The organism is Microbacterium sp. Leaf159 (assembly GCF_001423615.1).
Classification (GTDB): Bacteria; Actinomycetota; Actinomycetes; order Actinomycetales; family Microbacteriaceae; genus Microbacterium.
Map to the genome: position 1 here is coordinate 1,205,054 of NZ_LMOU01000001.1, position 21,448 is coordinate 1,226,501.

At 69.2% G+C, this 21,448-nt stretch carries 15 protein-coding genes; 9 read left to right on the forward strand and 6 right to left on the reverse strand.

What is annotated here, in order from left to right; genetic code table 11:
- Positions 1–53 precede the first annotated feature (53 nt).
- Both ASF80_RS05850 and nhaA read right to left on the reverse strand, forming a co-directional pair.
- Positions 54–665: a MazG family protein gene (locus ASF80_RS05850; protein WP_056311831.1), complete on the reverse strand. Its 612-nt coding sequence runs from the start codon at positions 663–665 to the stop codon at positions 54–56.
- A gap of 67 nt (positions 666–732) precedes the next feature.
- Positions 733–1,899 carry a Na+/H+ antiporter NhaA gene (gene nhaA, locus ASF80_RS05855; RefSeq protein ID WP_056311834.1) on the reverse strand — a complete coding sequence of 389 codons (1,167 nt, stop codon included), beginning with the start codon at positions 1,897–1,899 and terminating at the stop codon, positions 733–735.
- Positions 1,900–1,987: 88 nt separating this feature from the next.
- On the opposite strand from nhaA, the gene ASF80_RS05860 reads away from it, so the two are divergent.
- Both ASF80_RS05860 and gdhA read left to right on the forward strand, forming a co-directional pair.
- A complete protein-coding gene (locus ASF80_RS05860; RefSeq protein WP_056311836.1) occupies positions 1,988–4,675 on the forward strand; it encodes a phosphoenolpyruvate carboxylase in 2,688 nt (895 codons plus the stop codon).
- A 151-nt stretch (positions 4,676–4,826) separates the two neighbouring features.
- Positions 4,827–6,197, forward strand: coding sequence for an NADP-specific glutamate dehydrogenase (gdhA, locus tag ASF80_RS05865; protein WP_056308803.1), 1,371 nt, complete (start codon positions 4,827–4,829; stop codon positions 6,195–6,197).
- 90 nt (positions 6,198–6,287) lie between these two features.
- Here gdhA and ASF80_RS05870 read toward each other — a convergent pair whose 3' ends face one another.
- The 3 genes from ASF80_RS05870 to ASF80_RS05880 form a co-directional block, all read right to left on the reverse strand.
- On the reverse strand, positions 6,288–7,721 hold the full coding sequence (locus ASF80_RS05870; RefSeq protein WP_082488197.1) for an APC family permease: 1,434 nt from the start codon (positions 7,719–7,721) through the stop codon (positions 6,288–6,290).
- 155 nt (positions 7,722–7,876) lie between these two features.
- Positions 7,877–10,966 (reverse strand): aminotransferase, encoded by a 3,090-nt coding sequence (locus ASF80_RS05875; protein ID WP_056308805.1) that lies wholly within the window; start codon positions 10,964–10,966, stop codon positions 7,877–7,879.
- Positions 10,963–11,589, reverse strand: coding sequence for a gamma carbonic anhydrase family protein (locus ASF80_RS05880; protein ID WP_056308808.1), 627 nt, complete (start codon positions 11,587–11,589; stop codon positions 10,963–10,965). Before ASF80_RS05880 ends, ASF80_RS05875 begins: the two co-directional genes overlap by 4 nt.
- Positions 11,590–11,761: 172 nt before the next feature.
- Between ASF80_RS05880 and ASF80_RS05885 the strand changes: the two genes are divergently transcribed.
- Positions 11,762–12,643 carry an SDR family oxidoreductase gene (locus ASF80_RS05885; RefSeq protein WP_056308810.1) on the forward strand — a complete coding sequence of 294 codons (882 nt, stop codon included), beginning with the start codon at positions 11,762–11,764 and terminating at the stop codon, positions 12,641–12,643.
- Between the two features lie 24 nt (positions 12,644–12,667).
- On the opposite strand, the gene mfd is transcribed toward ASF80_RS05885, so the two are convergent.
- Complete coding sequence (gene mfd / locus ASF80_RS05890) at positions 12,668–16,231, reverse strand: transcription-repair coupling factor (RefSeq protein WP_056308812.1); 3,564 nt, start codon at positions 16,229–16,231, stop codon at positions 12,668–12,670.
- 79 nt (positions 16,232–16,310) lie between these two features.
- On the opposite strand from mfd, the gene ASF80_RS05895 reads away from it, so the two are divergent.
- The 6 genes from ASF80_RS05895 to ribH all read left to right on the forward strand — a co-directional run bounded on the left by ASF80_RS05895 (position 16,311) and on the right by ribH (position 21,442).
- Positions 16,311–16,874, forward strand: coding sequence for a GNAT family N-acetyltransferase (locus ASF80_RS05895; RefSeq protein ID WP_056308814.1), 564 nt, complete (start codon positions 16,311–16,313; stop codon positions 16,872–16,874).
- Positions 16,875–16,907: 33 nt separating this feature from the next.
- Positions 16,908–17,771: an Fpg/Nei family DNA glycosylase gene (locus ASF80_RS05900; RefSeq protein ID WP_056308816.1), complete on the forward strand. Its 864-nt coding sequence runs from the start codon at positions 16,908–16,910 to the stop codon at positions 17,769–17,771.
- 272 nt (positions 17,772–18,043) lie between these two features.
- Positions 18,044–19,078: a bifunctional diaminohydroxyphosphoribosylaminopyrimidine deaminase/5-amino-6-(5-phosphoribosylamino)uracil reductase RibD gene (gene ribD / locus ASF80_RS05905; protein ID WP_056308818.1), complete on the forward strand. Its 1,035-nt coding sequence runs from the start codon at positions 18,044–18,046 to the stop codon at positions 19,076–19,078.
- On the forward strand, positions 19,078–19,707 hold the full coding sequence (locus ASF80_RS05910; RefSeq protein ID WP_056308820.1) for a riboflavin synthase: 630 nt from the start codon (positions 19,078–19,080) through the stop codon (positions 19,705–19,707). The genes ribD and ASF80_RS05910 overlap by 1 nt, the downstream gene beginning before the upstream one ends.
- A complete protein-coding gene (locus ASF80_RS05915; protein ID WP_056308822.1) occupies positions 19,704–20,972 on the forward strand; it encodes a bifunctional 3,4-dihydroxy-2-butanone-4-phosphate synthase/GTP cyclohydrolase II in 1,269 nt (422 codons plus the stop codon). The genes ASF80_RS05910 and ASF80_RS05915 overlap by 4 nt, the downstream gene beginning before the upstream one ends.
- Positions 20,969–21,442, forward strand: a complete 474-nt coding sequence (gene ribH, locus ASF80_RS05920) for a 6,7-dimethyl-8-ribityllumazine synthase (protein ID WP_056308824.1) — start codon at positions 20,969–20,971, stop codon at positions 21,440–21,442. The genes ASF80_RS05915 and ribH overlap by 4 nt, the downstream gene beginning before the upstream one ends.
- Positions 21,443–21,448: the final 6 nt, after the last annotated feature.

Here is a 21,448-nt window from a genome sequence, read left to right on the forward strand (position 1 = left end):
GTTCACAGTAGCCACGCCCCCATCTTTCCAGGTCGGCGGGGTGGCCTGTGGCGTCAGGCGCCGGATTCGGCGTCGCGGACGTCGGCTTCGAGCCCGCGGAGCCGCTCGCGCAGCGCCCGCTCGGCGTCCCACCCCTCGGCTCGTGCCACAGCGACGAGCCCGAGCAGAACGTCGCCGAGCTCCGCCTCGGTCGTGGGCGCGGTCACGGCGCCGCCGGTCGGCCCTTCGACCTCCACGCCCGCCCCTGCCGCTCGTCCGACGATCTTCTGCGCGAGCGCCAGCGCCGGCATCCCTCGCGGGACACCGTCCAGAACACTCCGCCTCGTGCGCTTCTCGGCCGCCTTGGCGGCGTTCCAGTGCACGAGCACCTCGTCGGGGGTGGTCGCGATCTCACCTGCGAAGACGTGCGGGTGCCGGCGGACCATCTTCTCGGTCAGCGTGTCGGCGACGTCGTCGATGTCGAACGGGTCATCCGGATCCTGTGCGGCGATCGCCGCGTGGAACAGCACCTGCCAGAGCAGGTCGCCGAGCTCTTCGCGCAGGTCGGCGCGGGTGCCGCTCTCGACGGCGTCGATCACCTCGTGCGACTCCTCGATCAGGTACGGCACGAGATCGTGATGGGTGATCCGCTGCGACCAGACGCACCGTTCACGCACCGCGCGCATGGTCTCCGCGGCCTCGCGCAGCGGATCGCTTTCCTGCTCTCCGGTCACTGTTCCTCCTCGAACATCGTCAGGATGTCGCGGCGCTCAGCCGACGATAGGAGCGAGCGCGAAGCGACACGATCACCCCGGACAGCACGAGCGCGATGAGCGAGCCGACGAGCACGCCGAGGATCGCCTGGTCGCGGACACCCGCATCCGACGCGAAAGCGAGATTGGCGAGGAGCAGCGACACCGTGAACCCGATCCCCCCGAGGGCTCCGGCGGCCAGGATGTCGGCGAACGGGAGCGCCGGCGCCGTGCCTCGGGGCCGGATGCGCATGGCGAGCCAGCCGAACAGCGAGATGCCGATGATCTTGCCGACAGGAAGGGCGACCACGATGCCCCAGAATGCCGGAGACAGCTCGGAGGGCGAGAGATCGGGGATCATCACGAAGGCGGCGACGAACGCGAACACGGGCAGGATCGCCCCGTTGACCGTGGGCTCGAGGGCATGCCTGGTGCGGGCGGCGGGCACCGGCGACATCACGAGACCCAGCATGACGCCCGCGATGGTGGCATGGATGCCGGACGCGGCGACGAGTCCCCACGCCACGACTCCGACGACGACCATGGCGACGGCGATCGCGGGATGCCCCTTGGCGTGCAGCGCACGGCTGAGGACCCAGAAGAGCGTGACCGCGACCACGGCGAGGACGAGCAGCAGCCACTGCACGTCGTGCGCGAAGAGGACGGCGATGAAGATGATGCCGATGATGTCGTCGAGGATCGCCAGCGCCAGCAGGAACACCCGCACGGTCGAGGGCAGGCCCTTGCCGAACATGGCCAGCACACCGAGCGCGAAGGCGATGTCGGTCGCGGTGGGGATCGGCCATCCGGTGGCGGTCGCCGAGTCTCCGGCGATCAGCAGGTAGACCGCGATCGGCACCAGCACACCGCCCGCGGCGGCGATCGCCGGCTGCACGGCCTTGCGCGGCGAATCCAGTTCTCCGTGCGTGAGTTCGTGGCGCAATTCGATCGCGACGACGAGGAAGAAGACCGCGAGGAGCCCGTCGGACACCCAGTGCTCGATCGAGAGATCCAGAGAGGTTCCTGGCACCGCGATGTGGAAGTCCAGCACCGCGGCGAGCGCGTCGTGCGTGGGGAGATTCGCCAGCAGCAGACCGAGGCCGGCGGCGACGAGGAGGAGGACAGCGGGGAACTGCTGCCCTCGGAGGGGGTTCGCGGAGATTCGCATCCCCTCCATGGTAGTTCGCCGGTCGCCGCGGGCGTCTCGGATCGTCATGCGTTCCGAGCACCACCCCGACCCGGGATACTCTCGAACGGTGACCCCCGAACACGCCTTCCCCGAGCCCACCGACACCTCGGCCATCCGCATCATCGGCCGTTTCGAAGCGGGCCGAGGCATCCCGGACGCGATGCGTTCCGACGTCAGGATGCTCGGCGCCCTTCTCGGCCAGGTGCTGCGAGAAGCCGGCGGCGACGACCTCTTCGAGGACGTCGAGAAGCTGCGCCTCGCCACCATCCAGGCCTACGACGAAGAGACGTCCGACGCGTTCGAGCGCGCAGCGGCGATCGCCGAATCGTTCAGCATCGCCCGTGCCGACGAGGTCGCACGGGCGTTCACGTGCTACTTCCACCTCGTCAACCTCGCTGAGGAGCACCAGCGCGTGCGCGTCCTCCGCGAGCGCGCAGGTCAGCCCGGCCGTGAGGATGCCGCCGACACCGTCGCCACGGCCTACGCCCGTCTGAAGACCGAGGTCGGCGATGACGAGGCCCGTCGTCGCCTACAGGGCCTGCGCTTCCACCCCGTCTTCACCGCCCACCCGACCGAGGCCCGTCGCCGGGCGGTGTCCTCGAGCATCCGTCGCCTGTCCGAGCTGCTCACGCAGCACGACGCCGCGAGCGAGGGCGGCTCCGAGGAGCACCGCGCCCGTCGCCGGATGCTGGAGGAGATCGACACCCTCTGGCGCACCGCACCGCTGCGCGCCGAGAAGCCGTCGCCGACCGACGAGGTGCGCACGGTCATGGGCGTGTTCGACGAGACCCTGTTCACGACGGTCCCGCACGTCTACCGCCGCATCGATGACGCACTGCGCGGTGACGACTCCGGTGCCTCCGAACCCGTGGTGCCCGCTTTCGTGCGGATCGGCTCCTGGGTCGGCGGCGACCGCGACGGCAACCCCTTCGTCACGGCATCCGTCACTCGCGAGGCCTCCCAGATCGCCTCGGATCATGTGCTCCGCGGTCTCGAGCGCGCGCTCGAGCGCATCGGCCGCACGCTCACGCTCGACGCCGAGGACACTCCCGCGAGCGCAGCCGTCTCCGCCCTGTGGGACGACTTCGCCGCCGCGGATCCGCGCAGCGCCGAGGAGCTGGGCGCCCGCTCCCCCGGCGAGCCGCACCGCCGGGTCCTGCTCGCGCTCGCCCACCGCGTCGCTGCCACCCGCCGCGGTGACGAGCAGCGGTACGGCCGCCCCGAGGAGCTCCTCGCCGACCTCCGCGCCGTGCAGTCGTCGCTGTCGGATGCCGGAGCGAAGCGCCACGCCTTCGGTGGCGTGCAGCACCTGATCTGGCAGGTGGAGACGTACGGCTTCCACCTCACCGAGCTCGAGGTGCGTCAGCACTCGCAGGTGCACGCGAAGGCTCTGGCGGAGCTCGCGAGCGGCGAGGCCGTCAGCGCGCAGACCGAAGAGGTGCTCGAGGTCTTCCGTGCGATCGCCGAGATCCAGCGCGACCGCGGCCTCCGAGCCGCCGGCCGCTACGTCGTGTCGTTCACGCAGGCGGCCTCCGACCTCGCGAACGTGTACGCACTCGCACGGCATGCGCTCGGCGACGACGCGCCCGTGCTCGACGTCGTTCCGCTGTTCGAGACCTTCGCCGACCTCCAGGCCGCTCCCGAGATCCTCGCCGAGGCGGTGACGTTCCCCGAGTTCCAGGAGCGGATGGCCGCCACCGGCAACCGCCTCGAGGTCATGCTCGGATACTCCGACTCGTCGAAGGACGTCGGCCCCGTCGCCGCCAACCTCGCCCTCTACGAGGCGCAGGAGAAGATCGCGCTGTGGGCGCAGGAGTCGGACATCGAGCTGACCCTGTTCCACGGTCGCGGCGGTGCCCTCGGTCGCGGTGGCGGACCCGCCAACTCGGCGATCCTCGCGCAGCCGCCGCACTCGGTCGACGGACGCTTCAAGCTCACCGAGCAGGGCGAGGTCATCTTCGCCCGCTACGGCGAGCCCGCGATCGCGATGCGCCACATCGATCAGGTCGCCGCAGCGACCCTGCTCGCGTCGTCGCCGACGGTCGAGAAGCACACCAGCGAGGCCGCAGCGCGGTTCGCGGACATCGCCTCGGTGATGGACCGCTCCTCGCGCGAGCGCTTCTTCTCGCTCGTGAAGGCCGAGGGCTTCGCGCCCTGGTTCGCCACGGTCACCCCGATGGAGGAGATCGGTCTGCTCGCGCTCGGCTCGCGCCCCGCGCGACGAGGCCTCTCCGTCGAGTCGCTCGAAGATCTCCGGGCCATCCCGTGGGTGTTCGCGTGGACGCAGGCACGCATCAACCTCGCCGGCTGGTTCGGTCTCGGCACGGCGCTGGCAGCCGTCGGCGACGAGGCTCGCCTCATCGAGGCGTACCGCGACTGGCCGCTGCTGCGCACCATGATCGACAACGTCGCGATGAGCCTCGCGAAGACCGACGAGCGCATCGCCCGCCAGTATCTGGCGCTGGGCGATCGCGACGACCTCGCCCAGCTCGTGCTCGACGAGATGACCCTCACGCGTGAATGGGTGATCCGCCTCACCGGCGGTGTCGGGCTGCTCGAGAACAAGCCGATCCTGCAGCGCGCCGTGCAGCTGCGCACCCCCTACGTCGACGCGCTGTCGCTGCTGCAGCTGCGCGCCCTGCGTGCGCTGCGCGACCCGGCGGAGGCGACCGGATCCGGTGCGGACGAGGAACAGCGGCGCCTGCTCCTGCTCTCCGTGAGCGGCGTCGCGGCGGGTCTGCAGAACACCGGGTGAGCCACCCCGTCGTCGTCGTCGCGTGTATTCCGGTGTGAGATCCCTCACGTCGGGGTGCCCGCTAGAGTGAAGTTTCTGCCCGATCCGGCGACCTCTCACGCGACACGATCGCACGCATCATCTTCTTCCCCCGTTCAGAAAGCTCTTTCGCGTGACCTCTTCGTCTTCCGCTGATTTCCACCCGCTCGCCGACTCGGTGCAGCCCGTCTTCGACACGGTCCTCACCCGCAGCCCGCACGAGCCCGAGTTCCAGCAGGCAGTGCATGAGGTCCTGAACTCGATCGCGCCGGTGCTCGAGCGCAATCCGCAGTTCGTCGACGGCGGCATCCTCGAGCGTCTGGTCGAGCCGGAGCGACAGATCCTGTTCCGTGTCCCGTGGGTCGACGACGCCGGACGCCTGCAGGTCAACCGCGGCTACCGCATCCAGTTCTCCTCGGTCCTCGGCCCGTACAAGGGCGGGCTCCGCTTCCACCCGTCGGTCAACCTCTCGATCATCAAGTTCCTCGGCTTCGAGCAGATCTTCAAGAACGCCCTCACGGGGCAGGGCATCGGCGGCGGCAAGGGCGGCTCGGACTTCGATCCGCACGGTCGGTCGGACGGCGAGATCATGCGCTTCTGCCAGTCGTTCATGAACGAGCTCTACCGCCACCTGGGCGAGCACACCGACGTCCCCGCGGGCGACATCGGAGTGGGCGGCCGCGAGATCGGCTACCTCTTCGGCCAGTACCGCAAGATCACCAACCGTCACGAGTCCGGCATGTTCACCGGCAAGGGCACCGGCTGGGGTGGCGCCGAGGTGCGCACCGAGGCCACCGGCTACGGCGCCGTGTTCTTCGCGCAGGAGATGCTCGGCGTGCACAACGACTCGCTCGACGGCAAGCGCGTCGGCGTCTCGGGCTCGGGCAACGTCGCGATCTATGCGATCCAGAAGGCCACGCAGCTCGGCGCGACCGCCGTGACCGCGTCCGACTCGTCCGGCTACGTCGTCGACGACGCCGGGATCGACGTCGACCTGCTCCGCCAGATCAAAGAGGTCGAACGCGCTCGCATCGTCGAGTACGCCAACCGTCGTCCCGGTGCGCGCTTCGTCGAGGGCGGCAGCGTGTGGGAGGTGCCCGTCGACATCGCGGTGCCCTCCGCGACGCAGAACGAGCTCGACCTCGGCGGGGCCGAGGCTCTCATCGCGAACGGCGTGCGAGCGGTCTCCGAGGGCGCGAACATGCCCTGCGTGCCCGCAGCCGTCGACGCTTTCCAGGCCGCCGGCGTGCTCTTCGCTCCCGGCAAGGCCGCGAACGCCGGTGGCGTGGCGACCTCCGCCCTCGAGATGAGCCAGAACGCGTCCCGCCAGCGCTGGAGCTTCGACGCCAGCGAGAACAAGCTGCGCGAGATCATGGCAGACATCCACAGCGCCGCATTCGACGCGGCCGAGCGCTACGACGTCGCGGGTGACTATGTCGCAGGCGCGAACATCGCCGGCTTCGAGCGCGTCGCGGGCGCGATGCTCGCGCAGGGCGTCATCTGACCCGCCGGTCTCCGCCTGCACATGCCAGAAGAGCCGCCCCCCCTCCCAGGTGGGCGGCTCTTCTGCATCCCTGTTCTGTGCGCGCAGGCCTCAGCTCTCGTCGACAGGCACTTTCACGACCTTGTTGAAGCCGGTCACCGCCTGGTTCTCGTCGAACGCGACCACCTTCTTGCGGAAGCCCTTCGTGATCACGGCGAGGTAGATCAGGCCGACGGCCGTCCAGATGAGGCCTCCGGTGAGGGCATCGGCGTGCAGGTTCACCCACAGGAGTCCCGTCAGCAGCATGCCGATGCCCGGCATCACGATGTACGAGAAGATGTCGCGCGGCGTGTGGCGCCGCCCCTTGCGGATCGCGAACCACGCGATCACCGAGATGTTGACGAACGTGAAGGCGATCAGCGCGCCGTAGTTGATCCAGGCCGCGATCAGCTCCAGCGTGAACGGGATCGCCAGCAGCGAGATCGCGCCGACCAGCACGATGTTGAACGTCGGCGTGTGGGTGCGGGGGTTGATGTAGCCGAACGCCTTCTGCGGAAGGACGTTGTTGCGCCCCATCACCAGCAGCATGCGCGACACCGAGGCGTGCGAGGCGAGGCCCGAGGCGAGCGTCGCGCAGAACCCGGCTGCCGTCAGGACCGCCATGAGCACGTTGCCGCCGACGAGGTTCCCGATGATGGGCAGCGTGGAATCCTCGACGTACTGCATGTCACCGCCAGGGGCGAACTCGTTCCAATCGGGGAAGCGGAGCTGCGTGACGTATCCCGCGATCAGGAAGATCGCTCCACCGAGGATCACGGTGAGGAGGATCGCCTTCGGCATGATCTTCGGGTCCTTCGCCTCCTCCGCGTACATCGTCACCGCGTCGAAGCCGATGAACGAGAAGCAGACGATCGTGGCTCCCATGAGCACCGCGCTGATCGTCGCACCGTCGTGGATGAACGGGGCGGCCGAGGCGATCGTGGCCGCACCTTCGCCGCGCATGAGCTGGGCGACGACCATCACGACGAACACGATCATCACGACGATCGAGAACACGAGCAGGATCATGTTCATGTTCGAGGTGCCGCGCATCGTCAGGTAGATGATGCTCGTCACGAGGATGCAGTACAGCACCACCCAGATCCAGCCGGGGATGTCGGGGAACAGCGCCTCGAGGTAGCTGCGGATGATGAGGCAGTTGACCATCGGGAGCAGCACGTAGTCGATCAACGAGGTCCAGCCGACCATGAAGCCGAGGTTCGGGTGGATCGATTCGCGGACGTACGTGTAGGCGGAGCCGGCGCTCGGGATGGCGCTGGAGATCTTGCCGTAGCTGATGGCGGTGAAGACCATGACCACGAGCGCGACGAGGTACGCGGCCGGGACGACGTTGTCGGTGTCGCGGGCCACCATGCCGAACGTGTCGAACACGACGGTCGGCGTCATGTAGCCGAGGCCCAGACCGACGATCGCCCAGAGTCCGAGATTTCGTCGGAGTGTTCCCCCGCCCTGTGCGAGCGGCTTCGTCTTGATGGTCGTGGCCATGAGTACTCCTTCGGGAACAGCGCATGGGTCGGACTTCGGGCGTCCGACACTGAGGCTCAGTATGTACCCCGGGGAATCGTCAGCGGAAGAGCGGATCTGATTCGAAATACGCATTTAACATGGCAAATCCGCGCGCGATTCGAAGAAGTCCGAGATCACCAACCTTCGGTGAGCACCCGATCCAGCATCGCGACCACGTGCTCGGCGCTCTCGACCGTCAGGCAGAGCGGCGGCTTGATCTTCAGCACGTTCGAACGCTCGGAGGTGGTGAGCACGATCACGCCCAGCTCCCGCATCCGCTCGCAGATCGCGGCGGCCTCGGCGTCCGCCGGTTGCATGCTCTCGCGGTCGCGAATGAGCTCGACCCCGAGGTAGAGACCTTCGCCGTGGACAGGACCGACGAGCGGATGCCGGTGCGCCAGCGCCCGGAGAGACTCGGCCAGGTGCGCTCCCACCTCGAGGGCGTTCTGTTGCAGATCGTCCTCGACCATGGCATCGAGCACCGCCAGCCCGACGCGGCAGCTGAGAGTGCTGCCGCCCGCCGAGGAGAAGAACTGCCCCTGGCTGCTGAGCGCATCGGCGATCCGCCGTGAGGTGATCACGCCCCCGATCGGGAATCCGTTGCCCATCGGCTTCGCGATCGTGACGATGTCGGGCACGACGCCGGACTGTTCGAACCCCCAGAAGCTCGAGCCCATGCGACCGAAGCCCACCTGCACCTCGTCGGCGATGCAGAGACCGCCGCGAGCACGCACCAGATCGTAGGCGCCCGCCAGATATCCGTCGGGCAGCAGCACACCGCCGGCGTTTCCGAGCACGGATTCGCACAGGAATGCCGCGAGGTCGCGGCCGTCCGCGGCGAGACGCTCGAGGTCCGTGGCGAGGTCCGCGAGATACCGGTCGGTGGTGTCGTCTCCGCGATACGTGCCTCGGAATCGGTTGGGCACGTCGGCGACGTGCACCCAGTCGGGTCGCGTCTCGAGAGCCTCGGGGTTGTCGTAGGCGCTGGTCGTGACGGCATCGCTCGCCATGGTCCAACCGTGATAGGCCTCACGGAGCGCCACGACCGTGCGCCGTCCGGTCGCCGCCTGCGCGAGACGGATGCCGAGATCCACCGCCTCCGAGCCGCTGTTCACCAGCAGCACCGTGTCGAGTCCGCTCCCCTCTGGCATCAGCGCGATCAGGCGCTCGCTGTACTCGGCGAGGTCGCGGAACAGGAAGCGCGAGTTCGTGGCGAGAGTCTTCAGCTGTCGATTCGCCGCGGCGGCGACCTTCGGATGCCCGTGGCCGAGGCCGGCGACGTTGTTCACCATGTCGACGTAGCTACGACCGGTGGTGTCGACGAGGTGATGCCGCCAGCCGCGCTCGATCTGCGGCGGGTGCTCGTAGTAGCGCTCCTGCGCCTCGGCGAAGATCCGCTCGCGGCGGCGCAGCTCGTCGTCCGCGCCGTCGCGCTGCGCGTGCGACGCGAGGCCGAGCAGAGCCGCGGGGTCGGCGGTGAAGCGACGCCAGGCGTCGACTCGGTCCGGCGTGACCCGGTGCGCGGCGGTGGCTTCGGCGGGCAGTGGCGGAGCATCCGCTCGGCGGAGTCCGACGACCAGTGTCCTGATCTCGAACGACGCCGCGAGTCGACCGATGCTCTCGCCCTTCTCGACCCTGCCATTGCGCGTCGGCTCGAAGTCGGGGCCGCGGAGGTCGAGTTCCCACCCGCCGTCGATCGTGATGCGCACGCTGCCGTCGGTGATCTTCAGGTCGCCCTCGACGGGGGCGATCATGCGCGACGACGGCCCGGGAGCGACGTGCAGCTCGGTCTCGACCGGCCAGGTGGCAGCCCCATCCGGTGTGTCGATGGCAGTGCGCGTGAGGCGGTACATCCCGTAGGGAACCACGGCGGCACGCGCACCCCGGGCATGCGCGTCGGCGATGAGCTCCGCCTCTGCATCGGGCGCGTTCCATCGACCGGCATCCAGTGCGTCGGACTCCACCCCCGGATCGACCACGACGATGCGACCATCCAGCTCAGGCAGCAGCGGAGCGAGTGGGGAGATCAGGTGATCGCCGGCGTGCGGCGGTGCGTCGTCCTCCGGCCCCTCGCGCTCGGGCGCCTCCCCCTCTGATCCGTCCGACTCCGGCGTCTCGACTTCCGGCCCGGTGACGACCGGCACCTCGACGACCGGCACCTCGACGACGGGCACCTCGTACACGGGCACCTCGAACGCAGGGGCGTCGAAGCCCAGCCTGTCGAGCACCAGCTCCGTAGCCTCGGCGAGCGGAACAGCGGTCGCGGCATCGAAGATGGCCTGCTCCCCCGCGATCCGCTCCCGCGCATAGTCGTTGTCGCCGTCGATCTCGAGCTGCCTCCAGCCGCTCGCGACCAGGAGCGCCGATCGCAGCACGACCAGTGGCCAGACTGCGCGCGCCTCATCGCGGCTGAGCGGCGCATCCGCGTGGAACGCCGCGATCGTGTCGAGCGTGCGCAGAGGGCGCTCGGGTTCGTGGTGCAGCATCGACGAGACGCACACCGCGAGTTCGGCGACCCGCCAGCCGAGGCCCAGGTCACCGAGATCCAGTACGACATGAGGATGGAGTCGCGAGTCGACACCCCGTCGACCGGTGACGTTGTCGTCGGTGAGATCGCCGTGGATCGGCTGCACCGGCAGTCGATCGGCCACGACCGACACCGCCTTCTGCGCGTCGTCCGATGCGGTGCGCACACGCGAGCGCAGCTCCGCGTCGGTCACCGACGGCGCGAGCACTGTGACCTGCTCGAAGGCGACGCGCATGTCCCACATGTGCTCGCGGTCGAGCCCCGGATGCTCGAGCCCGGCGAGCGCGTTCACCGACGCAGCCGCCAGCGCACCGAACTCCGTGAGCACGATCGGTGCGAGGTATCCGGCATCGACGAGTGCCTCGCCGTCCGCGAACTCGCTGCGTCGCACCGCGAATCCGTGCCATCGCTGCGTGAGCGCGCCGTCCAGCCCCGCCAACACGGCGGGAACCGGCACGCCCGCCGCGCGATAGGCATCCAGTGCCCGATGCTGCGCGTCGCGTGCCTCGTCACCGAACACCGGGTTGTCGACGCGCAGGACGCTGCGCGAGCCGTCGGTCTCGACGAGCACGAAGTTGCGATCCTGATTGCTGCCGAGTTCGCTCGCAACCGCCTCGATCCCGTAGCACTCCCGAGCGATCGCGGCCGCGTCGGCCGCGCTCACATCGGGTCGGACGAGCCCTGCACCGTCGCTCACCCTCGACCCGCCGCGCGACCGTCGACGTCGAGACGCACATCGTGGGCGTGACGCGCGAGCGAGCTGCCGTAGCGCTCGGTCAGCTGCACCATCAGATCAGGGGTGTCGCGGTCGACGCCGAAGACGTGACCGGGAAAGTCGAGCTCGGGCTGCGCGGCCGAGATCTCCTCCTCGCGGTCGGGCGAGAGCAGCTGCACGGGGTCACCGACCGCGACCCATCCGATCGGCACGACCGTGCCGGCCGGAAGCACCGCGCGTCGGTGCACGATCGCGTTGACACGCACCTCGCAGCGGTCGCCGACCAGCGCGCCGTTGAAGATCCGCGCACCGGATGCGAAGAACACCTCTTCGCCGACCGTGGCCCCCGCGATGCTCGCGAGAGTGCCGATGAGCGTGTGCGCGCCGATGTGCACGGCGTTCGCGGCCGTCGCACGGATGAGCGCGTTCTCCATCACGATGACGTGCTCCCCGAGCGTGATCGGCCCGCCCTCCGCCGTGATCACGGCGCCGTGCAGCACTTGGCAGCCGGCGCCGATCTCGACATCGCCGGAGATCACGGCGGTGGGAGCGACGACGGCGGTGTCATGGATCCGGGGCCGAGCCCCGAGGTGCTCGTACAACATGACGCCAGCGTAGTGCGGCGGGGCGCATCGAGAGAAGGCGACTCCTGGCCTCGAGCGGACGGGAGCCCGGCTGCTACGCTGTCGCCCATGCAATGCCGGTGACTCGATCCTCCACCCTGCCGCTGGGCCGCACGTCTGCGCGCCCCGGCACCACGATCGAAAGGCCTCCGTCATGAACTCCCTCGCGCTCCCTCTCCTCGGCCGTACCGCCCTGGTCACCGGTGTCTCCCGTCGCCGCGGCATCGGATTCGCAACGGCCACGACCCTCGCGTCCCTCGGCGCGAATGTGTTCTTCCACCACTTCCGTCCGCACGATCTCGACCACCCGTGGGGCGGTGACGATCTCGACGCGGTGCGAGCGGGCATCCGTGATTCCCTGGTGCCCGCGGCCGTGATGGGCGATGCTCAGGCCGATCTCCGCGACCCGGCCGGCATCGAACCGCTGCTCGACGCGGCGTGGTCTCTGTCGGGGCGACTCGACATCGTCGTCTGCAACCAGGCGATGAGCGGGGGTGACGGCACGATCTTCGACATGACGGCCGAGCGACTCGACGCCCATTGGCAGGCCAACGCGCGCGCTTCGCTGCTCCTGACAGCCGGGCTGGCGCGCCGGGTCCGGGATGACCTCGGTGGGACGGCGTCTCCTGTCGCACGACCCGGCGACGGCATCCCCTCGCTCGGTCCGTTCCAGACGCCCACCGCTCGCGTGATCTGGATGACTTCGGGGCAGGGGCACGGTGCGATGCGCGGCGAGATCTCGTATGCGACGAGCAAGGCGGCGCTGGCGGGCATCACCCGTTCGACCGCCGCCGAGCTGCTCGACGTCGGGATCGTGCTGAACACCGTGAACCCGGGCCCCGTGAACACGGGATACCTCGACGCGGACACCACCGACCGCGATCTGTCCGGGATGGACGATTGGATCGCCGGTACGCCGTTCGGCCGGGTGGGGCGCCCCGACGATCCGGCACGACTGATCGGCTGGCTCTGCACCGACGCCGGGTCATGGGTCGTCGGTCAGGTGCTGACGACCGATGGCGGTTTCTCGCTCTAGGATCCTGTCTCCGGAGCGGCGCCGTCACTCGACCTTCGCCGGTTCGGGGAAGATCGCCGTGAGCAGCTGGCCGACCCACTCGAGCAGTTCCGCGTTCGGGAGCGGTTCGAGGCCGACGCCCACTGCTGCCGGGATCGTCGGCATCGGCACCACGAGGGCCTCGCCACCCGCGACCAGCTTGGCCTTCGGGTAGAGACGCTGCAGGCGCACCTTGATCGAATCCTCGAGACGAGCCGGCGCGATGCGGAGGTTCGACCCCATCACGACGACGTCGGCGAGCCCTGCCCGCGCTGCGCGGCGACGCAGTCGGGCGACCGCGATCAGACCCTCGACCTCGTCGGGCGGAGTGCCGTAGCGGTCGGTCAGCTCGTCGATCACCAGATCGATCGCGTCGTCCTTCGCCGTCGCGGCGGACGCCGCGGAGAGCTTCTGATAGGCCTCGAGCCGCAACCGCTCGCTGTCGATGTAGTACTCGGGGATGCGCGCGTCCAGCGGGAGCTCGAGTCGCAGCTCCTGGCCGGACTCGACGTCTTCGCCGCGGAAGGTCGCCACGGCCTCGCCGATCATCCGCAGGTAGAGGTCGAAGCCGACGCCGGCGATGTGCCCGGCCTGCTCGCCACCGAGCAGGTTTCCTGCTCCACGCAGCTCGAGGTCCTTGAGCGCGACCTGCATGCCGGATCCGAGGTCGTTGTTGACCGCGATCGTCTGCAGGCGGTCGGCTGCCGTCTCACTGAGCGGCTTCATCTCGTCGTACAGGAAGTACGCGTAGGCGCGCTCACGACCACGCCCGACACGGCCGCGCAGCTGGTGCAGCTGGCTGAGCCCGTACTTGTCGGCACGATCGATGATGATCGTGTTCGCGTTCGAGATGTCGAGGCCCGTCTCGATGATCGTGGTCGACACGAGCACGTCGAACTTGCGCTCCCAGAAGTCGTCGACGACCTGCTCGAGCGCGTGCTCGCCCATCTGGCCGTGGGCCACCGCGATGCGCGCCTCGGGCACGAGCTCGGCGAGCTGCGCCGCGACCCGCTGGATCGACTGCACGCGGTTGTGCACGAAGAACACCTGGCCCTCACGGAGGATCTCGCGCCGGATCGCCGCGGTGATCTGCTTGTCGCTGCGGGGTCCGACGAACGAGAGGATCGGATGCCTGTCTTCCGGTGGTGTCGCCAGCGTCGACATCTCGCGGATGCCGGTGACCGCCATCTCGAGGGTGCGCGGGATCGGCGTTGCGCTCATCGCGAGGATGTCGACGTTCGTCTTCATCTTCTTGAGCGTGTCCTTGTGCTCGACTCCGAAGCGCTGCTCCTCGTCGATGATCATCAATCCGAGGTCCTTGAACATGACCTGGTCGGTGAGGATGCGGTGCGTGCCGATGACCATGTCGACCGTGCCGTCGAGCAGGCCGTCGAGCGTCAGACGCGCCTCCTTGTCGGTCTGGAAGCGTGACAGCGGGCGCACCTTCACGGGGAACCCGGCGAACCGCTCGGTGAAGGTCTCCAGGTGCTGCTTCACGAGCAGCGTCGTCGGCACGAGCATCGCGACCTGCTTGCCGTCCTGGATCGCCTTGAACGCCGCACGCACGGCGACCTCGGTCTTGCCGAAGCCGACGTCACCCGAGAGCAGCCGGTCCATCGGGATCGGCCGTTCCATGTCGGCCTTGATCTCATCGATCGTCTGCAGCTGGTCGGGAGTCTCGGCGAACGGGAACGCCTCTTCGAGCTCGCGCTGCCACGGGGTGTCCTGCCCGAACGCGTGTCCCTTCGCACTCATGCGCGCCGAGTAGAGCTTGACCAGCTCGACCGCGATGTCGCGCACGGCCTTGCGAGCCTTGCCCTTCGCCTGCGACCAGTCGCTGCCGCCCATCTTCGACAGGGTCGGGCCCTCGCCGCCGACGTACTTCGACAGCAGGTCGAGCTGATCGGTCGGAACATACAGCTTGTCGCCCGGGTAGCCGCGCTTGGACGGCGCGTACTCGAGCACCAGGTAGTCGCGCACGGACTTGGTCGCATTGCGACCTCCGGTGGACACCTCGCGCTGGGTCATCTCGACGAACCGGCCGATGCCGTGCGTGTTGTGCACGACGAAGTCGCCCTGCTTGAGCTGCAGCGGATCGACGACGTTCTTGCGGCGCGAGGCGAGCTTCTTGACGACGCGCTGGTCGCCGCCGATCGTGCGACCGTAGAACTCGTTGTCGGTGAGGACCGCGAGCTTCGCCTCGGGGATCTGGAATCCGGCTTCGACGGATCCGGTGACCAGCGTCGCGACTCCGGTGTCAGGCGCATCGAGGAGCTCGGCCACGATGCGGGCGGCGATGCCGCGGTCGGAGAGCACGTCGCGCGCACGGTCGACGAGACCGGCACCCGCCGCTATGACGACGACGCGCCACCCGTCGGCGACCTTCGCGTCGACGAACGAGATCGCGCCGTCGACGTTGCCGTGGAACGACGGGATGACGGAGGCGTCGATCGTCTCGGCGTCCTCGCCGCCCATCGAGAACGGGCTCAGTCGCCACCATACGCCTCCGCGGTCGCGCACCACCTCGCGCAGCTCGGCGATCGTGAGGAAGTCGCCCGCTCCGAGATCGATCGGTGCAGACGCGCCGGATGTGGCCGCGCTCCAGGCCGCGTCGAGGAACTCGCGGTTCGTCTCGCCGAGGGTGATCGCGCGGGCGCTGGAGCGCTCCGGGTCGACCACGGCCGTCGCGCTGCCCTCGGGAAGGTACTCGGCGAGCGACTTGAGCGGCCCCGAGACGGCCGGAAGCAGCGACTCCATGCCTTCGACGGGGATGCCCTCGGACATCTTCTCGAGCATGCCGGCGATCGCGGGGAATCCGCCGATCAGCGCTCTCGCACGGTCGCGCACGTCGGGGGTCAGGAGCAGCTCACGGCTCGGCGGAAGGTCGACCCCGTCGACGTCGCCGGGGAGGGAGCGCTGATCGGCGACCGAGAACGCGCGGATCTGATCGACCTCGTCTCCGAAGAACTCGACGCGGAACGGATGCTCGGAGATCGCGGGGAAGACGTCGAGGATGCCGCCGCGCACCGCGAACTCGCCCCGTCGCGACACCATGTCGACGCGCGAGTAGGCGCGCTCGACCAGTTGTTCGACGACATGGTCGAGTTCGTGACCGCGTGTTCCTGCACGCAGCTCCAACGGCGCGATCTCACCGAGGTTGCCCGCGATCGGCTGAAGTGCTGCGCGCACCGACGCGACGACGACGAGCGGGTGATCGCCCGACCACTCGGCGATGCGGCGGAGGGTCTGAAGCCGCTGTCCGACGGTGTCGGGGCTCGGGCTGAGGCGTTCGTGAGGAAGAGTCTCCCAGGCCGGGAAGGTCACGACCTCGGCGTCGGGGATGTATGCGCCGAGCGCCGCAGCCAGGCTCTCGGCTCGACGACCGGTCGGAACCACGGTGAGGAGCGCCGGCGGATGCCCGGCTGTGCGGCGCTTCTCGAGCAGCCCCGCGAGCGCCGGAGCGTCGAGTCCGTCGACCAGGCCGAGATCGGCATCGGTCTGGGCCCACGTCAGGGCGTCACGAAAAAGAGATGCCTCTTCCAAGGCGCGCAGAATCCCCGGCACAGTCACCGGACAAGCCTAGCCGCGGCCACAGACACGGGGCTCCCGGGTGTCTGGGCGGGCACGTCACCGCCCATAGGATGCACGGATGGAACCGGTCACCCTCACCACCGCGCGTCTGGTCCTGCGCGTGCCCGACGAGACTGACATCGACGCGATCACCGCGGCCTGTCAGGACCCGGAGATCCCCCGGTGGACCACCGTGCCGAGCCCGTACAGGCGCACGGACGCCGAGGACTACGTGCGCCTGATCGGCGAATGGTGGGCCGACGGCAGCCAGACCATCTGGTGCGCGTACCGTGACGGCGAGCTGGTCGCCTCGATCGGGCTGCACCACATCACACCGCATCACACCGGCGGGCACGCGGAGATCGGATACTGGGTCACCGCCGCCGCCCGCGGCAACGGCTATCTCGTCGAGGCCGCACGGGCCGTCGTCGACTGGGGCTTCGAGGAGCTCGGGTTCGCACGGCTCGGCTGGCGCGCTGTCGCGGGCAACGTGCCCTCTGCCAGAGCCGCTCGAGCACTCGGCTTCCGATACGAGGGACTCGGGCGCCAGGCGCTCACCAGTTCGCGCGGACGCGACGACGGCTGGTTCGGCGGACTCCTCGCATCAGACGACCCCACGCCCGTGGAGTGGCCCATCCTCTAGTCCGGTGTCGGTCGTCGATGGCAGGATGAGCCCATGCCTGAGATGCCGGAGGTCCAGGGCCTGACCACGTTCCTGACCGACCGCGCCGTGGGGCGCACGATCATCCGCACGGCCGTGGGCGCGATCGCCGCGCTGAAGACGTACGATCCGCCGAACACCGCGCTGCACGGTGCCGAGATCACGGCCGCCTCGAGGCGGGGCAAGTTCATCGTGCTCTCCTGCGGCGCCGACCTGCATCTCGTCTTCCATCTGGCCAAGGCCGGGTGGCTGCGCTGGTACGAGACTCTGCCGACGACTCTGATCAAGCCGGGCAAGTCGCCGATCGCGCTGCGGGTCGCGCTCGACGACGAGAGCGGGTTCGATCTCACCGAAGCCGGTACGAAGAAATCCCTCGCCGTATACGTGGTGCGCGATCCGCAGGAGGTCCCGGGAATCGCCCGGCTCGGCCCCGATCCGCTCGAATCGACCTTCACACGGGAGGTCTTCGGCGGTCTGCTCGACGGGCGACGCACGCAGATCAAGGGCCTGCTGCGAGATCAGAGCATCATCGCCGGGATCGGCAACGCCTACTCCGACGAGATCCTGCACGCCGCGCGCATGTCGCCGTACGCCATCGCCGACAAGCTCGGTGACGACGAGATCGACCTGCTCTTCACCGCGATGAAGACGACGCTGACCGAGGCGGTCGCCGCGGCATCCGGCAAGCCCCCGGCCGATCTGAAGGACGCGAAGCGACGAGGGATGCAGGTGCACGCCCGCCGGGGCGAAGCCTGCCCTGTCTGCGGAGACACCGTGCGCAGCGTCTTCTTCGCCGACCGCTCTCTCGAGTACTGCCCGACCTGTCAGACCGGGGGCAAGCCGCTCGCCGACCGCCGCCTGTCACGGCTGCTGAAGTAGCAATTCGACGCGGAATGAAATGTCCCCAGACGCGTTGAGTACACTCAGAGCATCAACGTGCTCCGGGGTCGGTGAGAATCCGAACCGGCGGTGACAGTCCGCGAGCGTCTCGGTTCTCCGAGGTGCCGATCCGGTGGAATTCCGGGACCGACGGTGGTGCGAGGCCCAGCCTCGCTAGTCCGGAAGGGAGGCAGCACGGTGCGCCGCCGTGCGCGCGTTCTGCCTGCGTCTCCCCTCGAGGAGAACCCCCGGAGCCTCAGAGAGGACCACGGATGGCAGTGAACGAGACGGAACGCCGGGCGATGACCCGTGCGCTCGAACTCGCAGCCCTCGGCCCGCGCGGAGTGAACCCGCAGGTCGGAGCGGTCATCCTCGACTCCGACGGGACTGTCCTCGCCGAAGGGTGGCACCACGGTGCCGGCACCGCTCACGCCGAGGTCGATGCGCTCTCGAAGCTCGCTCCGGGCGCGGCACGAGGCGCGACAGCGATCGTCACCCTGGAGCCCTGCAACCACACGGGACGCACCGGCCCCTGCGCGGTCGCGCTCATCGAGGCGGGCGTCGCGCGAGTCGTCTACGCCCTCGACGATCCCGGCGCGGTGTCGGGCGGCGGCGCCGAGCGCCTGCGCGCCGCAGGAGTGAGCGTCGACGCCGGCGAGCAGGCCGACGTCGCCCACGGGCTCATCAACGGCTGGCTCACCGCCCAGCGGCTGGGTCGGCCACACGTCACCGTGAAGTGGGCGCAGTCGCTCGACGGCCGCGCCGCGGCATCCGACGGCTCCAGCCAGTGGATCACCGGTCCCGAGGCCCGCGCCGACGTGCACCGACGCCGTGCGGCGGCCGATGTGATCGCCGTCGGCACCGGAACCGTGCTCGCCGACGACCCCTCCCTGACGGCGCGCGACGGCGACGCACTCTACGAGACGCAGCCGGTCCCGGTCGTGATCGGCTCGCGGCCCACCCCCGACGCGGCCGCGATCCGTCGGCATCCGCAGACGCCGCTCTTCTACGACACCCACGATCTGCACACCGTGCTCGCGGATCTGCACGCGCGCGGCATCCAGAGCGTGTTCGTCGAAGGCGGCCCCACTCTCGCGAGCGCGTTCATCGCGCAGGGCCTCGTCGATCGGGTGCTCGCCTACATCGCGCCGGTGCTTATCGGCGGCGACAGGCTCGCACTGACCGACATCGGCGTCGCCACGATCGACGCCGCCCACCGTCTGACGGTCGAGGAGTGGCTGCCGCTCGGCGCCGACCTGCTCGCGATCGCCACCCCAGTACTCGACCTCGAAGAAGGAGTCGCCTGATGTTCACCGGAATCATCGAGGAGATCGGCGAGATCACCGCGATCTCGCCCGCAGGAGACGGGTGGCGGCTGACCGTGCGCGCGCCGAAGGCCGCCTCCGACGCTGTCCACGGCGAGTCGATCGCCGTCTCGGGAGTCTGCCTGACGGTCGTCGGTTCGACGCCCGACACCTTCGACGCCGATGTGATGAAGCAGACGCTCGACGTCGCGGCCCTCGGCGGAGCATCCGTCGGGACGCGCGTCAACATCGAGAAGGCGATGCCGGTCGGCGCGCGCCTCGGCGGCCACATCGTGCAGGGGCACGTCGACGGCGTCGGCAGCGTCGTGGATGTGCGCCCTGGCGAGCAGTGGAGCGTGCTGCGCATCGCACTGCCCGACGATCTCGCCCCGCTCGTGGTCGACAAGGGCTCGATCTCGGTCGACGGCACATCTCTCACCGTGAGCGCCGTGAGCCCCGCGGATGCGGCGAACCACTGGTTCGAGATCTCGCTGATCCCCGAGACGCTCGCCGCCACCACCCTCGGATCCCGAGCGATCGGCGACCACGTGAACCTCGAGACCGACATCCTCGCCCGCCATGTCGAACGCCTTCTCGCGTTCCGGGCAGCACCGGAAGGAGGCTCGCGATGAGCCTTTCCACCATCCCCGAGGCCCTCGAGGCCCTTCGCGCCGGGCGCCCCGTGCTCGTCGCGGACGACGAGAACCGCGAGAACGAAGGCGACGTCATCCTCTCGGCCGAGCTCGCGACGCCAGAGTGGGTCGCCTGGACTGTTCGTTGGTCGTCCGGCTTCATCTGCGCGCCGATGCCGACCGACCTCGCCGACAATCTGAACCTGCCGCCGATGGTCGCCGCCTCCGAAGACGCGCGCTCGACCGCGTACACGGTGAGCGTCGACGCGGCGGAAGGCGTCACCACCGGCATCAGTGCGCACGACCGCGCGCACACGCTGAATGTCCTGGCGAACCCCGCATCGACCGCGACGAGCATCATCCGCCCCGGGCACGTCCTCCCCCTGCGCGCTGTCGACGGCGGCGTGCGCGAGCGCAGCGGCCACACCGAGGCTGCCGTCGACCTGATGAAGCTCGCAGGACTCCGTCCTGTGGGGGCGATCGCCGAGGTCGTCGCCGAAGACGGCAGCATGATGCGCCTGCCGGGTCTCATCGAGCTCGGCGCGCGCGACGGGGTGCCGGTCATCACGATCGAGCAGCTCATCGCCCACCTCAACGAGATCGATCCCACGGGGTGGGCACCGGAACGCGCCAGCCGCCGAGTGAGCCTGCGCGCGGATGCGACAGTGCCCACCACGCACGGCACCTTCCGCTTCCTCGCCTACAAGGACCGGGTCACAGGGACCGACCACATCGCGGTCGTCTCGGGAGAACCGGGCGAGACCGCTCTCGTGCGGGTGCACTCGGAATGCCTCACGGGTGAGGCGTTCGGCTCCCTCAAATGCGAGTGCGGTCCGCAGCTGGATGCGGCCCTGGACGCGATCGAGCAGGACGGCGGCATCGTCATCTACATGCGCGGTCACGAGGGTCGGGGCATCGGCCTGATCAACAAGCTCCGTGCCTACAGCCTGCAGGAGGAGGGCCTCGACACGGTCGACGCCAACCTCGCGCTGGGGCTCCCTGCGGATGCCCGCGACTACGCGGCCGCCGCCGGAATCCTCGCCGACCTCGGGGTCTCGAAGGTGCGCCTGCTGACGAACAACACCGACAAGGTGAACCAGCTGCGCAGCCTCGGCCTCGACGTCGTCGAGCAGGTTCCGCTGATCGTCGGAGTCGGCCCCAACAACCACCAGTACCTCGAGACCAAGCGTGACCGGATGGGTCACATCATCGGTGAGGCGGAGCTCGCAGAGGCTCTCGCCGACGGAAAGAAGGATCATTCATGAGCGGCGCAGGAGCACCCAAGACCGAGAAGATCGACGGACGCGGCCTCAAGGTCGTCATCGTGGCCGGCACCTGGCATGACGTCATCACCGACGGTCTGATCGCCGGTGCACAGCGCGTGCTCGACGATGCGGATGCCGCCTACCGGCTCGTGCGCGTGCCCGGGTCGTTCGAACTCGCTCTCGCCGCGCAGGCCGCGTTCGCGGGTGGAGCTGACGCCGTGGTCGCCCTCGGCGTGATCATCCGAGGCGGAACTCCGCACTTCGAGTACGTCTCGGCGGCGACGACCGACGGGCTCACCCGCGTCTCGCTCGATGCGGGCAAGCCGGTCGGCTTCGGCGTCCTCACGCTCGACGACGAGAAGCAGGGCCTCGACCGCGCAGGACTCGAGGGCTCGAAGGAGGACAAGGGCGCGGAGGCGGCGGATGCTGCGCTGCGCACCGCCCTCCTCGTGCGCGATCTGCGCGGCTGAGGTCAG

What these genes read in the sequence shown, in the direction of transcription:
- ASF80_RS05915 (WP_056308822.1), top strand. Translation starts at nt 19,704, where the DNA reads ATGAGCCTTTCCACCATCCCCGAGGCCCTCGAGGCCCTTCGCGCCGGG.
- ASF80_RS05880 (WP_056308808.1), bottom strand. Translation starts at nt 11,589, where the DNA reads ATGTTGTACGAGCACCTCGGGGCTCGGCCCCGGATCCATGACACCGCC.
- ASF80_RS05850 (WP_056311831.1), bottom strand. Translation starts at nt 665, where the DNA reads ATGCGCGCGGTGCGTGAACGGTGCGTCTGGTCGCAGCGGATCACCCAT.
- ASF80_RS05885 (WP_056308810.1), top strand. Translation starts at nt 11,762, where the DNA reads ATGAACTCCCTCGCGCTCCCTCTCCTCGGCCGTACCGCCCTGGTCACC.
- ribH (WP_056308824.1), top strand. Translation starts at nt 20,969, where the DNA reads ATGAGCGGCGCAGGAGCACCCAAGACCGAGAAGATCGACGGACGCGGC.
- ASF80_RS05870 (WP_082488197.1), bottom strand. Translation starts at nt 7,721, where the DNA reads ATGGCCACGACCATCAAGACGAAGCCGCTCGCACAGGGCGGGGGAACA.
- ribD (WP_056308818.1), top strand. Translation starts at nt 18,044, where the DNA reads ATGGCAGTGAACGAGACGGAACGCCGGGCGATGACCCGTGCGCTCGAA.
- ASF80_RS05895 (WP_056308814.1), top strand. Translation starts at nt 16,311, where the DNA reads ATGGAACCGGTCACCCTCACCACCGCGCGTCTGGTCCTGCGCGTGCCC.
- ASF80_RS05900 (WP_056308816.1), top strand. Translation starts at nt 16,908, where the DNA reads ATGCCTGAGATGCCGGAGGTCCAGGGCCTGACCACGTTCCTGACCGAC.
- nhaA (WP_056311834.1), bottom strand. Translation starts at nt 1,899, where the DNA reads ATGCGAATCTCCGCGAACCCCCTCCGAGGGCAGCAGTTCCCCGCTGTC.
- ASF80_RS05910 (WP_056308820.1), top strand. Translation starts at nt 19,078, where the DNA reads ATGTTCACCGGAATCATCGAGGAGATCGGCGAGATCACCGCGATCTCG.